The organism is Clostridium sp. UBA4548 (genome assembly GCF_002387895.1).
Taxonomy (GTDB): domain Bacteria; phylum Bacillota; class Clostridia; order Clostridiales; family Clostridiaceae; genus Clostridium_J.
Window position 1 is genome coordinate 1 of record NZ_DGLI01000050.1, and the last position, 14,605, is coordinate 14,605.

Consider the following 14,605-nt stretch of genomic DNA (forward strand, 5'->3'; position numbering starts at 1 on the left):
CTGCTAAAGCGACAGCCCCTTATATTTCTTTTCTTCCTTCTAGAGCCTTAGATAAGGTTACTTCGTCTGCATATTCTAAATCTCCACCTACTGGTACTCCATGAGCAATTCTTGTAACTTTAATTCCAAAAGGTTTTAAAATTTTAGATATATACATTGCTGTTGCCTCACCCTCAATATTAGGGTTAGTTGCAACTATAATTTCCTTTGGCTCACCATTTATACGAGTTATTAACTCTTTTAACTTTATGTCCTCTGGGCCTCTGCCACTCATAGGCGATATAGTACCATGAAGTACATGATATAGGCCATTAAACTCTCTAACCTTTTCCATGGTCATAATGTCTTTTGGCTGTTCCACAACACAAATGGTGCTTCTATCCCTATTTGGATTAGAGCATATGGAGCAAGGATCTTTGTCTGTAAAGTTTCCACATATGGAGCAATACTTAATAGTTCCCCTTGCTTTAATAAGTGCATTTGCAAAATCCTCTACTTCTTCCCTAGGAAGATTTAATACATGAAGGGTCAGCCTTTGAGCCGTCTTCCCCCCTATACCTGGAAGCTTTGCAAATTCTTCAATTAGTTTTTCTATGGCTATAGGATAAAAATCCAAAGTATTCACCTCTAAAAGGTCCTCTTTTGTTTAGAAGACTAATTATTAACTAATGAACAAGTTCATTTTGTAGAGCTGCTTTGGAAGCAGATTTAAACTGCTACTAAAGCAATTTTCCTAAACTAAGCAACTATCAATTATAGAAGCTTATTGACTTGAAGCCTCCAAAGTGTTGTTAAAATAATCCTGGCATGTTCATTCCACCAGTTAATTTACCCATTGCATTATTTGTATCTTCTTCAGCTTTCTTTAAAGCCTCATTTACAGCTGCTAAAACTAAGTCTTGAAGCATCTCAACATCATCAGCATCTACAACTTCTGGTTTTATAGTTATGTCTGTTAATTGTTTTTTTCCATTAACAACTACAGTAACTGCTCCTCCACCAACTGAAGCTTCAAAAGTCTTAGTCTCAAGATTCTTTTGCATTTCTTCCATTTCTTTTTGGAATTTTTGTGCTTGCTTTATTAAATTATTCATATTTCCGCCCATTCCTGGGAATCCGCCTTTTGCCATAATAGTGCCTCCTTAAAAATATAATCTCATTATATTAGTATATATAATAATATCAAATAATGTAACCAGTTTTATAATTTTATATATAAATTTTATTCATCAAGAACTTCTATTAATTCTGATGGGAAGGTTTCGAGTAAAATTTCTTCCTTTGATTTCTCCGCAACCTTATACTCACCCTCCATTGTATATATTACCTTAACTCTCTGCTTTAATACCTCCGAGAAGATATTATCCATTACCTTTCTACTTTCATCTTTCTCTAATCTATTCTTGTGAAAGCTATAGTCTTTTTCAAAGCCGATAGTTATAACTCCATTATCACAGGATACTACTTCCCCCATCATAAGAGCTGTTGCTAATACCATATTTTTTCTAGCCTTTAAAAGACCTTGTATGTCCTTAAAGGATTTTCTTACTTCTTCAGTAGTCAAACTACACTCACTATTTTCTTGAAATTCACGAACTTCAGAAGAGCTTTCCTCAACTTTTCTTTCTGGAACAGTATAGGCCTTTTTCACCTCTTTTATGGAGTTTTTAATTTCTGATGCTTCACTTACAGTAACTGCAATTGCTCCACTTCTTATACTTTCCTCTAATTTATTTATTCTACCTAAAATAGTCTCAATAGAAGTATCATATTCTATCTTACACATTTTAATTATGGCAAGTTCTAAGTATATCCTGCCTTGTTTCGTGAACTTAGCATTCTCCTCAGCCTCTTGAAGAATATTGATATACCTCATTAATTCTTCAACTCTAACTTGCTTAGCTTGTTCCTTTAGAAGTTCTATATTTTCACTAGACATATCTAAAACTTCCTCTGGATTATCACTAACTTTCGCCATAAGAAGATTTCTCATGTGAGCTGTTAAATCCTTAATAAAAATATTAATATCTTTTCCACTATAAACTATATCATTTATACTTCTTATAGCTCTTTCTGTATCCTTAGCTATGATTGAATCCATAACCTTAATTAATCCTTCATTGGTCATAAGCCCTAGCATTTGAATTAAGTTGTCATATTCAACTTTCCCACCACTCATAGAGATTACCTGATCTAGTACAGAAAGCGCATCTCTCATTGCTCCATCACAAATTCTTGAAATTAGCTTTAGGCTTTTATCATCAGCATATACCCCTAAGTCGCTTACTATGGTTCTAAGTCTACCAAAGATATCTTCACCCTTTATTCTTTTAAAATCAAATCTCTGACATCTTGATAATATGGTGATTGGAAGTTTTTGAGGGTCCGTAGTTGCTAAAATAAAAATAACTTTACTTGGTGGTTCTTCTAAGGTTTTTAAAAATGCATTTACTGCTCCTACAGATAACATATGGACCTCATCTATGATAAAAACCTTAAATTTTGCTTCCTGTGGAGGATACTGTACATCTTCAATTATATCTCTTATATTATCTACGCTGTTATGGGAAGCAGCATCAAGTTCAGTAACATCTATAGCTGTTCCACTATTAATTTTCTTACACATCTCACACTGATTACAAGGTTCTCCATCCTGTAAATCAAGGCAATTTACTGCCTTTGAAAGAATTTTAGCCGTAGAGGTCTTACCAGTTCCCCTAGTACCACATAATAAGTATGCATGAGCTATTCTATCAGTTTTTATTGCATTTTTTAGGGTTGTAGTAATGTGTTCTTGCCCTACTACGTCATTGAAGTCTTTAGGTCTCCACTCTCTATATAAAGCTGTATATGCCACAGTGCCTCACCTCTTTTTCTATGTTAACTCTATTATATATCCTTTGTTAATATCTGTGAATTATATTATTTATCTTTAATATTTATAAACTTCATATAGACTTCTCAAAAATCTAATAGAATGAAGAAAAATGTACATAGATAAATTTTAAAATTTAATTCCTATGTAGCTAATTATACCCTTAATTTATTTCAATATAAAACAAAAAAGATGCCACAAAAGCATCTTGAATATCTTATTTAAGTCGTACACCTCGCTTCGATAATTAGCCTATGTGCGTTACCCATACAGTTAGCTCAAACCAGATTAATCCACGGCACATGGAAGTGTTCACTTATCGCTGCTTCCTTCCGGACCTGACGAGGTTCATGAATTTCCATTGCGTGGGACCCAGTTCTCAACACCACTTATATGGGTCAGACCACACAAGCTAAAACCTAGGCGAGGGATTCAACCCTGCTGTAGCGGATTGCAGGTTACAGGGCACCGCTAACTCCCCATCTAGTACGACATGGCGGAGAAAGAGGGATTCGAACCCTCGGTAGAGTTACCCCTACACACGCGTTCCAGGCGTGCTCCTTAAACCACTCGGACATCTCTCCATGTTATATTAAGTTCCATCAGTGATTGTTTAACTTACCACTGTGTAACATGATTATACTATTGTTACTCATATGTTGCAAGTAAAAAACTTTAAATCTTGTATATTAATTTTTTCTAATATTGTAAAATATGTTCCACATTTGAGATAATTTTATTATATGTTAATTATATATAAGTTATAACAAAAATCACATAAACCAACTTTAAAATAGTTATTATTCTATTGCTAATTAAGATGGTTTCAATGTCAGTAGCTCTTTGTTACATAGAATATCTCTTTAGCTATTCTATTAATTTTGTGTTTTACTTTATGGCAAACAAATAAATAAAGAGTACTGAAAACAAACATTTTCCCGTACTCCTTTAAATCATATTATTTTTTTATAAAGACTCTTTTCTACCTTTATAAATCATAAATAATCCTACTATACATATTACTATCCCTAAAATACTAATCAACTGAGCCGTTCTAATTGGTCCTACCATAAGACTATCAGTCCTAAGCCCTTCTATAAAAAACCTTCCTAGGGAATATAATCCTAAATAAGATAAAGCTACAACCCCTCTTTTTCTCACTTTATAAATTAAGTAAAACAGTACTAAAAATACCCCTAAATTCCAAATGGATTCATATAGGAAGGTAGGGTGATAATAGGTACCGTCTATAAACATTCCTTTTTGAATAAACTCTGGAAACATGCTTATAAATTCTTTAGATACTGGTCCACCGTGAGCTTCTTGGTTAAAGAAGTTACCCCAACGACCTAGAGATTGAGCAATTATTAAAGATGGAGCTGCTACATCGAGTAAAGCTAAAAAGTTCATTCCTTTCTTTTTAGCGTACAAATACACAACTAATACCGTAGTAATTATTGCTCCATGTATTGCAAGTCCTCCCTGCCTTATATTAAATATATCTCCTAAGTTGTCTTTATAGTAATTATTAAACTCAAATATTACATAATAAAGCCTAGCACCTATAACAGCAAGTGGAAATGTAATTAAAAAAATTGTTAATACATCATCATACTTTATATCTCTTAACTTACAGGTATATTCCGTTAATAATAATGCAATTATTATCCCTGTAGATATTATTACTCCATACCACATAATATCTATTCCAAATAATCTTATTGCCACTGGATCCATATTGCTCATCCCCCTTTGTATTTTTTTCTTATATTTTACCATATAAGAAATCAAATTTAAAATTTTACTTTCATTATTTTAATTAGATTCCTCTAAAGTTTATTAATGCTATATAAACTTTAGCTTTAATAAACTGTAAAGCCAATTTGAACTCTAAGTTTATTCTATTTCATTTGCTTCATTATATTGTTTTATAAGTTCTGCTATTTTTACTGAACATCTTCTACCCTTACATCCACCACTACCACTACCTGTAACCCTATTGACTTCCTCTACAGTTTTAGCTCCATTTGCTATTGCTTTCTTAATAGTTGATCTAGGAATTCCCTTGCATATGCATACCTTTGTAAGTTTATCTAGTATTTCTTCATTTAAATTATTCTCCATTTATTTTCTCCTTTCAATAAAAAACTGTTGTAATAAATTGCTACATTCCTCATCATATAACCACTTTACATTAACCCAATGATTTAATCTATGGTCTTGAGTTATGTTAAATACAGACCCACAAGCTCCTGCCCTTGGATCAAAAGTTCCAATATAAAGGGTTTTTATTCTACTTTGTATAATTGCTCCCGCACACATGGCGCAGGGTTCTAAGGTTACATACATGCTACAATCATTGAGCCTCCATCTGCCTAATACTTCACTAGCCTTCCTAATTGCTATAATTTCAGCATGGTTAGTAGGGTCCTTAGTCTCTTCCTTTAAGTTATGTGCTACGGATATTACCTTATCATTCTTTACTATTACCGCTCCCACTGGAACCTCAGCTTTTTCTAAGGCCTTTTTCGCTTCCTCAATAGCAATCTTCATATGTAAATTTTCCATAAAAACTCCTTAATAAATTTTATTATACCTATTTATAGTAAAATTAAACCTCAAATAACCTATTCATCTATATATACTTGAAATTTAGATGAAATATTTCCTCAAGGTTATTCTATATAATAAAAAAACTTAGCAAAGCAAAGCCTTACTAAGTTTGGTGCGCACGAGAGGAGTCGAACCTCCGGCCTTCCCCTTAGGAGGGGGATGCTCTATCCTACTGAGCTACGGGCGCATGAATTATAATTATATTATAATAACAACTGGTTTAAAATGTCAACATATCTTCGTATTAAAATTTTATAATTTAAATTAAAATAATTCATGAATTTTAAGCTATTTTTTAGGATAACCTAATATGGAATGGATAATTTTTCAGAAAAATAAATGATTTGTTGCAGATTTTTATAAAGCTTTATGTTAAAATATTAATGATTAACTAAAATATTACACTATGTACATTTTATTTAGAGGTGATTTTAATGAAAAAAATTCATATAACTGAGACGGTTCTAAGAGATGCTAATCAATCTCTTATTGCAACTAGGCTTCCTTATGAGGAGTTTGCTCCTATACTTAAGGAATTAGATGATGCAGGATATTATTCATTGGAATGTTGGGGAGGCGCAACTTTCGACTCTTGCCTAAGATACCTAAATGAGGATCCATGGAATAGATTAAAAAACATTAAAAATGTAGTAAAGAAAACTCCTCTTCAAATGCTATTAAGGGGTCAGAACATATTAGGTTACAAACATTATCCTGATGACGTAGTAAGAGAGTTCATAAAAATGACTGTATACTACGGAATGGACATAATAAGAATATTTGACGCCTTAAATGACTTTAAAAATATTGAAGTTGCCATGGATGAAACAATAAAACAAGGTGCACATGCTCAAGGAACTATAGTTTATACCGTGAGTCCTATTCATGATGTAAATAACTATACTCATTTAGCTAAGCGACTTGAAAATATGGGCGCTCACTCAATATGTATTAAAGACATGGCAGGTCTTATAATGCCAAATATAGCACATGACTTAGTTAAGAGCATAAAAGAAACTGTTAAAATACCTGTATTCTTACATTCACATAGTACAAATGGTCTTGCTGAAATGTCTTACTTTAAAGCTGCTGAAGCTGGTGTTGATGGTATAGATTGTGCAATATCTTCATTTTCTAGTGGTACTTCTCAGCCACCAACAGAAACTCTTCACCAAGCATTAACTTCTGCAGGATATGATACAAACTTAAATATTGAGAAATTAACTTATATAAATGACTTCTTTAAACCTATAAGAAATGATGTTTTAGCTTCAGGTCTTCTCGATCCTAAAGTTTTAACTCCTCAACCTGAAGGTTTAACTAACCAAATTCCTGGTGGTATGTTATCTAACATGATTTCTCAACTTAAAGCTCAAAACTCTATAGATAAGCTTGATGCAGTGCTTGCTGAAGTTCCAAAAGTTAGAGAAGATTTAGGATATCCACCACTTGTAACTCCAATGAGTCAAATGGTAGGAACTCAAGCAACTGTTAATATTTTAACTGGTGAAAGATATAAAATGGTATTAAAAGAGGTTAAAGCTTACTGCAAAGGTGAATATGGAACTGCTCCTGGTAAAATCAATGAAGATGTGCTTAAAAAAGCCCTTGGAAATGAAGAGCCTATTACAGGAAGATTTGCCGATACTTTGGAGCCAGCCTTTGAAAAAACAAAAGAAATGCTAAAAGATGTGACTACAAGAGAAGAAGATGTACTTTCTTATCTTGCATTCCCTCAAATTGCTGAAGAGTTTTTCAAAAAAAGAAGCGAAAACCCATCTAATGATGATATGCGAAAAATTACAAATAGTGAAGTAATATAATAATCTTAATAAAAAGTTAGCGAGTTAATACTTGCTAACTTTTTTATATTTATCAATAATAAACCTCCTTAATAATGTCGCCTTATGAAATTTTCTGTATATTTAGTGAATTTTTTATCAAACTTGTTTAAATTTTCAAAATTGTGTGCTAAACTAGTTTTGAGAACAAGTTTAATCAATAAGGGGGATTTATCATGGACTCATTATTATCAATTGTTGAAAGCATTAACTCAGTGCTTTGGAGCTCCGTTCTACTATTCTTACTTTGTGGAACTGGTATTTACTTTACTTTTAAAACTAGGTTTATACAAATTAGAAAGTTTGGAGAAAGCTTCAAAAGCGTTTTTGGTGGTATTACTTTAAAGGGGAAAAAGGCAGATGAAGATGGAATGTCATCCTTCCAATCACTTACAACTGCTATTGCTGCACAAGTTGGAACTGGTAACTTAGCTGGAGCAGCTACTGCTATTGCTCTTGGTGGACCCGGTGCAATATTTTGGATGTGGGTCAGTGCTTTCTTTGGAATGGCCACTGTTTATTCCGAAGCTGTATTATCTCAAAAGTTTAAAACTAAGGTTGATGGAGAGGTTACTGGGGGACCGGCCTATTATATTAGTAATGGACTTAAAAATAAATCACTCGGTAAATTTTTAGCTGGATTCTTTTCTATTTCTTGTGTATTAGCTCTTGGCTTCATGGGTAACATGGTGCAAGCAAACTCTATTGCTGATGCCTTTAACACTGCTTTCGGAATGAATCCTATAGTAGTTGGAATCATTGTTGCTATTCTTGCAGGTTTTATATTTATCGGTGGAATGGGCAGAATTGCATCAGTTACTGAAAAATTAGTTCCTATAATGGCTGGATTTTATATTGTGTTTTCTTTAGGAATTTTAGTTATGAACATAGGAGAATTTATTCCTGCCTTAACTTCTATAGTAGTTGGTGCCTTCAATCCGAGTGCTGTAGTTGGTGGTGTTGTAGGGGTTACAATAAAACAAGCTGTACGATATGGGGTTGCAAGAGGATTATTTTCTAACGAAGCTGGTATGGGTTCAACGCCTCATGCTCATGCAGTAGCTAAGGTTAAACATCCTGGTGAGCAAGGTGTCGTAGCTATAATAAGCGTATTTATTGATACATTTGTAATTTTAAACCTAACTGCTTTTGTTATAATAACTACAGGAGCATTAAGTGCTACTGATGGTTCAGGTAAAGCATTACAAGGTATCCAATTAACTCAAGAAGCCTTTGCTAGAGGGCTTGGTGGCTTTGGTCACACCTTCATAGCAATTTGTTTATTATTCTTTGCCTTCTCTACAATTGTTGGATGGTACTTCTTTGGAGAGCTGAATATAAAGTATATGTTTGGTAAGAAGGGTCTAACTCCATATAGAATATTAGTATTATTATTTATAGTTGTAGGCTCTACATTAAAGGTTAACTTAGTATGGGAACTTGCTGATATGTTCAATGGATTTATGGTATTCCCTAACTTAGTAGCACTTCTTGCTCTTAGCCCCGTGGTAATATCCATAATGAATGAATATGAACTCTTTAAGACTTCAAAAAAGGATAAAAATATAAATTTATAATTATATAAAAACACCCTAGTTTAGGCTAGGGTGTTTTTTATTGATGATAATCTAGTTTTATACAGAAAAATAGTAAATAGCTTCATAGTTGGTGTGTTTATTTATTGATTTGGCTATAATATAAATGTTGATATTATATTTTTAAACAAGTAGAATATAAATACTACTATGTTGGAGTTGGTAAAATGATTAAATTTTATAATAGAAAAGAAAAGCGTTATGAAATAGAAAAAGTAGCTGCGGGAAAGTTTATTAACTATCTTTATACTAATGCCTTAGGAAAGTCCTTTTTAGAAATTATATTTAAACGGAAATTTTTAACCTTTCTTTATGGTAAGTACTGCGATAGCTTCTTAAGTAAAAAAAGAATTAAGCCTTTTATTGAAGAATTTGGCATGGATATGAGTGAGTATGAAAGACATGCTGATGATTATAATAGTTTTAATGATTTTTTTCACAGAAAGCTAAAACCTGATTTTAGAGAAATAGCAATGGATGCTAATACTTTAATTTCTCCCTGTGATGGTAAACTCACAGCTATAGATAAAATTAATGAAGATACTACTTTTAAAGTTAAAGGCTTTACTTATAGTGTAAAAGATTTATTAAAAGATGAAAAACTTGCTAAGGAATATAAGAATGGATATTGCTTGATCTTTAGGTTATGTCCAACAGACTATCATAGATTTCACTTTATAGATAATGGAACTTGTTCCCCAGGTAAATCTATTTCAGGTCATTATTACTCTGTTAATCCTGTAGCCCTAGAAAATGTAAATAGAGTGTTTTCAGAAAATAAAAGAGAATATAGCATACTTCATAGTGAGAACTTTGATGATGTAATCTACTTAGAAGTTGGTGCTACCTTTGTAGGATCTATTATTCAGACCTATAATCCTAATGCGCGTATACAGAAAGGTGAAGAAAAGGGATACTTTAAATTTGGTGGCTCTACTGTAATACTTTTTCTTAAAGAAAATATGGTGAAATTGGATAAAGATTTACTTTCAAATAGTCGAAATGGTATGGAATCTCTAGTAAGATTTGGAGAAAAAATAGGAGTGAAGGCTTAGCTTCACTCCTATTTTTATAATTTAAATTTAGATGTAATATTGTTAATCTTTTCTGCACTGTTTTTATTTTCTACAGCAGTAATTTTAATTTCATCAATCTTTTTAACTATGTCATTAGTTTTATTAGATACATTGGAAACTCCTAAAGCACCCTCACTTACAGTTGTTGAAACTTCCTCTATAGCCCTTACAATATCACTAATATTTGAAGTTAGAGCTCTTGCCTCTTCATTAAATTCAGTCATAAACTTATTGAACTCACCAGCATCATTAGAATATTGCTCACCAACTTTAATATTTCTTTCATAGTCGTTTCCAACATTAATCTCCATAAACTTAATCATCTTTTCTGAACCAGCAGCTAGATTCTCCACTGAATTGTGAACTACTCTAACTACGTGCTGGATGTCTGAGGCTGTTTTTCCTGACTGCTCTGCTAGCTTTCTTACCTCATCAGCAACCACGGCAAAACCCCTTCCAGCATCTCCAGCCCTTGCTGCTTCTATGGCTGCATTTAAGGCTAAAAGATTGGTTTGCTCTGTAATTTCTAAAATTGAATTAGCAAGTTTATGAATTTGGTTAACTTCTTTGGAACCGTTAATTGCATTTTCTAGTTCAGTTTTAACTTGACTATATACTTCTTCTGTTTTTTCCTTTGATACTAATGATGTTTCTTTAATATCTTGGGCTTTACTTAGAATTTCCTCAGTAATATCATAACCAGAGGATGCTCCCTCAGAAATTTTATTAACCCTGTTTAACATATCATCAGAAGATGCTGAAATCTCCTCAGCAGTAGCTGCTGTTTGCTGTATTCCTGAGGATATGTTTTCAGTTTCTAAAAGAGTCTCATCTGCTTCATACTTTAAAATCTCTGCAGATTCTTCAACTAAATTTGCATTCTTAGTTAAGGTTTCACCAGCATCCGTTAACTCATTAACTACCTCTCTTAGAGCTGTTCTCATATTTATAATTGACTTCCATATTAATCCTATCTCATCCTTTGACTTCACTGTATTTTTTAGATCGTCATTACTTAAGTCAAGCTCTGAAGTTTTATTAACAAGATATGTTACCCCTATAATCGGTTTAACAATAATATTTGCCATCACTAAAGTTATTAATACAGCTCCTATTATTACTAGAATTGCTACAATAAAAATCACTCTAGTCATAGCTTGTACAGGTTTTCTTATTTCATCTCTATCTGCATTAACAACAAGTAACCAGTTTGTTTTAGGGGTTACTCCATAGGCAGATAAAATCTTTTTATTCTCATATTTATATTCTATAGCAGAGGTTTCCACCTTACTGCCTTTCATTACTTTACCTATAACTTCCTCAATTTCCTTTGAATCCACCTTTTGCCCTATCTTTTCACTAGATGGATGATAAATAACGCTTCCTGCTTCATCTACTAAGTATGCAAAGCTAGATTCTGTATTATTTACCTTAACTTTATTTAAATACTTTGAAAAACTATTTGAATAAACATGAAGTGCTACATAGCCAACACATTTTCCATGAGCTTCCTTATTAAGTACAGGGTATGTAAATACCACTACACTTTTTTTCCCATCTACAGATTTAAGAGTGTCACTTATACTATTTCCTCCACTAGAGCTAGTAGCATGATATTCAGTGTCATTTACACTGCTTCCAATTAAAGATTCTTCACTATCAGAAATTATCTTACCAGTTATATCAATTAAAGATATTCTATCAACATGAGCATTAGCAGCTAAATATTCCCTAAAAAACTTATTATTTATGTTTATAAGACCTATATTACTACTAAGTACATTAGCATCCTTACTTTCATTATTCTTTAATATCTCACTACTCTCTTTTGTATTAGCAAGGGCATAAGCTTCACTAACTTCTTTTTCTATCATAACTGATATAGTTTCTATGGATCTAGTAATTAGTGATTTCATCTCTTCTTTACTCTGATTGAAGATTGTAACTGATGAGCTTATGTACATTATAGTGCTTGTTATTAACATAGCACAAATAAGCAATGCTGTTATATTGAAAAGTAATTTGTATTTTATCGAAATCCCTTCAATTTGTAGCTTATTGCTCTTAAATATTTTACCGTAACTCTTTTTCTCTCTCTTTTTCTTCTCAGGTTTTGTCCCACTTCTTTTAGAAAAAAAGAGTTTTAGCTTTGAAAGCATTTCTTTAGGTTTCCACTTAAACTTCATCCCCATCACATGTCCCCCTTAAAGCATATAGTATATATTAATTTGTCTTACCTAATATAATAATACCATATTTTGCAGAAATATATAATAAATTAACTAAAATATGTGAATATGCTTAATATTTTATATATTTAAATAGTTATATTGAATTTTTATTTTAATACTGGCTTTTTTAGTTCTTTTATTTTTTCTATAAATACTCTTACTGCTTTTGAAGGAGTAGTATCAATAGGCAGTATATACGAAAAATGTCTTGTGTATTTTTCCCCTAAAGGTACTACTGAAATTTCTCCATTTTTAACATCTTTCTTTGTTACATGAGAAGAAATAACTGTTATTCCTAGTTCATTTTCTACAGCCTCTTTTACCGCATAATTACTTCCAAACACTACAATATTTTTGGGAATAATATTATTTCCAGATAAAAACACCATTAAATACTCCTGTGTACCTGAACCATCTTCTCTACTAATCCAAGTCTGGTTTTGAAGACTTTCTATGGTTAAAGATTTTCCCACTAAGGGATGCCTATTATACACAGCAAGAACCATTTCATCCTTTAAAAAATCCTCATACTGAAATTTAGATGAAGGTACCACCCCCTCAATAAGGCCTATATCTAATTCCTTATTCTTAATCATTTCACAAACTGAAGCGGTATTTGCAATTTTAACTTCTAAATTTAAATATGGATACTCCTTAGAAAACTTACCAAGGAAGGCTGGAAGTATATATTCCCCTATAGTAAAGCTTGCCCCTATACGTAAAGTTCCACTAACAGTTTCCTCATAGTTTGTCAGTTCATTTTTAGTTTCCTCTAAAATATGAATTATTTCTCCAGCCCTCTTATAAAGTAAATATCCTCCACTGGTTATTTCTATTTTCTTTTGCTTAATTGATCTTTCAATAAGCCTAATTCCAAAATACTCTTCAAGATGTTTAATATGTAAACTTACACTAGGCTGAGATAGTTTTATTGCCTCTGCTGCCTTAGTAAAATTTTTATACTCAACTACTGCTATAAAGGTCTTGAGTTCTTCAATCATTTTCTAGCTCCTTTCTATTCTGTAAAAACTATAAACTTTATTACTATTTTTATCATCCTTTTTATTTTAAAATTATAACAAGAGTTCTCTATTAAAATACTTACTAATTATTTCACACAAACTACATCTAATTAGTAGCTTTAGAGCTTTAAGGCCTTTTTTATAACTTAAATTCAGCCTTAACTTTAATTTAACCTCTTAAATCATTAATTATTTTAATTATAACAATTAAAATAATATATTTTTAATATATTACTTTAATTGTTATAATTCTATATGGATATATTGTCCCCAAGATTTAATCACATGGATAAAATCTTATTGCAAAAGTTTATAGGAGGAATAGACATATGACGCTATCAAAATTAAAACATGATTTTATTGAAATGTTCCCTGGATTAATTATGTGCATTATAATTGCTTATACAAGTAAATTTATAGGAAGTTACATCCCTATGATAGGCGGTGCAACTCTTTCAATATTAATTGGTATACTCATTGGAAACACTATTGGGAAAAACAAGATTTATGGAAAGGGTACGAAATTTTGTGAAAGTACTTTACTTTCTTATTCTATTGTTCTTCTTGGAGGGACCTTAAGCATAAAAACAATTTTAAACTTAGGAGTTTCAGGTTTAAGTTATATTGTAATTCAAATGGCAATAACAATATTTGTAGCTATATATCTTGGCAAGAAATTTGGCTTTTCCCAGGACTTTGGACTTTTAATGGCTAGTGGTAATGCAGTATGTGGTTCTTCTGCCATAGCATCCACTGCCCCAGCTATAGGTGCTAGTGACAAAGATAAGGGGATTGCTATTACTATAGTAAACTTAGTAGGTACAATTTTAATGCTACTTTTACCACTTATATGTTATGCTTTGTTCTCTTTAGAAACCTTAAAAACTTCTGCTTTAATTGGGGGAGTGCTTCAGTCAGTAGGACAAGTTGTAGCTAGTGGAGCTTTAGTTAATGAGAGAGTTAAAGACTTAGCTACTATCTTTAAAATAGTTAGAGTTATATTTTTAGTATTTGTAGTTTTAGGTCTTTCAGCTTTTAAAAACCACTCTGTAGAAAGCGCTAATAAATCCCAAGCTAAAAATAAGAAAATTAAAGTTAAAATTCCTTGGTATGTTACAGGATTTTTTATAATGTGTTTTTTATTTAGTTTAAGTATTATTCCAGCGGAAATATCAAAAATCTTTAAGACAATTAGTAACAACTTTGAAGTAATAGCTCTTGCTGGTATTGGAATGAGAGTTAACTTTTCAGATCTTATGAAGGAAGGTTTAAAAACATCCCTTTATGGATTATCCATTTCCGCCTTTCAAGTTATCTCTGCACTAATACTAATCACAGTATTAATTTAACTT

Annotated in this window: 12 protein-coding genes, 2 tRNA genes and 1 other RNA gene; 4 read left to right on the plus strand and 11 right to left on the minus strand. The window is 31.9% G+C overall.

Going from position 1 to position 14,605, the window contains the following annotated elements; genetic code table 11:
* Positions 1–19 precede the first annotated feature (19 nt).
* From recR to B3040_RS18905, 9 genes are all read right to left on the minus strand, one after another.
* Positions 20–616 (minus strand): recombination mediator RecR, encoded by a 597-nt coding sequence (gene recR / locus B3040_RS18865; protein WP_291576718.1) that lies wholly within the window; start codon positions 614–616, stop codon positions 20–22.
* Positions 617–791: 175 nt separating this feature from the next.
* Positions 792–1,130: a YbaB/EbfC family nucleoid-associated protein gene (locus tag B3040_RS18870; protein ID WP_291576720.1), complete on the minus strand. Its 339-nt coding sequence runs from the start codon at positions 1,128–1,130 to the stop codon at positions 792–794.
* A gap of 92 nt (positions 1,131–1,222) precedes the next feature.
* Positions 1,223–2,857 carry a DNA polymerase III subunit gamma/tau gene (gene dnaX / locus B3040_RS18875; RefSeq protein WP_291576722.1) on the minus strand — a complete coding sequence of 545 codons (1,635 nt, stop codon included), beginning with the start codon at positions 2,855–2,857 and terminating at the stop codon, positions 1,223–1,225.
* Between the two features lie 244 nt (positions 2,858–3,101).
* Positions 3,102–3,367, minus strand: an RNA gene (ffs, locus tag B3040_RS18880) — signal recognition particle sRNA large type.
* Between the two features lie 2 nt (positions 3,368–3,369).
* A tRNA-Ser gene (locus B3040_RS18885) sits at positions 3,370–3,459 on the minus strand.
* A gap of 382 nt (positions 3,460–3,841) precedes the next feature.
* The gene (gene lgt, locus B3040_RS18890) at positions 3,842–4,612 is read right to left on the minus strand and encodes a prolipoprotein diacylglyceryl transferase (protein WP_291576724.1); all 771 of its coding nucleotides are present in this window, start codon (positions 4,610–4,612) and stop codon (positions 3,842–3,844) included.
* 159 nt (positions 4,613–4,771) lie between these two features.
* Positions 4,772–4,999, minus strand: coding sequence for a (2Fe-2S)-binding protein (locus B3040_RS18895; protein WP_291576726.1), 228 nt, complete (start codon positions 4,997–4,999; stop codon positions 4,772–4,774).
* Positions 5,000–5,443, minus strand: a complete 444-nt coding sequence (tadA, locus tag B3040_RS18900) for a tRNA adenosine(34) deaminase TadA (protein ID WP_291576728.1) — start codon at positions 5,441–5,443, stop codon at positions 5,000–5,002.
* Positions 5,444–5,598: 155 nt separating this feature from the next.
* Positions 5,599–5,675, minus strand: a tRNA-Arg gene (locus tag B3040_RS18905).
* A 247-nt stretch (positions 5,676–5,922) separates the two neighbouring features.
* On the opposite strand from B3040_RS18905, the gene B3040_RS18910 reads away from it, so the two are divergent.
* From B3040_RS18910 to B3040_RS18920, 3 genes are all read left to right on the plus strand, one after another.
* The gene (locus tag B3040_RS18910) at positions 5,923–7,311 is read left to right on the plus strand and encodes a pyruvate carboxylase subunit B (protein ID WP_291576730.1); all 1,389 of its coding nucleotides are present in this window, start codon (positions 5,923–5,925) and stop codon (positions 7,309–7,311) included.
* Positions 7,312–7,505: 194 nt separating this feature from the next.
* Positions 7,506–8,906 carry an alanine/glycine:cation symporter family protein gene (locus B3040_RS18915; protein ID WP_291576731.1) on the plus strand — a complete coding sequence of 467 codons (1,401 nt, stop codon included), beginning with the start codon at positions 7,506–7,508 and terminating at the stop codon, positions 8,904–8,906.
* Positions 8,907–9,091: 185 nt separating this feature from the next.
* The gene (locus B3040_RS18920; RefSeq protein ID WP_291576734.1) at positions 9,092–9,979 is read left to right on the plus strand and encodes a phosphatidylserine decarboxylase; all 888 of its coding nucleotides are present in this window, start codon (positions 9,092–9,094) and stop codon (positions 9,977–9,979) included.
* Positions 9,980–9,993: 14 nt separating this feature from the next.
* Here B3040_RS18920 and B3040_RS18925 read toward each other — a convergent pair whose 3' ends face one another.
* Entirely contained in the window at positions 9,994–12,192 is a 2,199-nt protein-coding gene (locus tag B3040_RS18925) for a methyl-accepting chemotaxis protein (protein ID WP_291576736.1), read from the minus strand.
* A 146-nt stretch (positions 12,193–12,338) separates the two neighbouring features.
* Positions 12,339–13,232 (minus strand): LysR family transcriptional regulator, encoded by an 894-nt coding sequence (locus tag B3040_RS18930; RefSeq protein ID WP_291576738.1) that lies wholly within the window; start codon positions 13,230–13,232, stop codon positions 12,339–12,341.
* 350 nt (positions 13,233–13,582) lie between these two features.
* On the opposite strand from B3040_RS18930, the gene B3040_RS18935 reads away from it, so the two are divergent.
* Positions 13,583–14,602: a YeiH family protein gene (locus B3040_RS18935; RefSeq protein ID WP_291576740.1), complete on the plus strand. Its 1,020-nt coding sequence runs from the start codon at positions 13,583–13,585 to the stop codon at positions 14,600–14,602.
* Positions 14,603–14,605 lie beyond the last annotated feature (3 nt).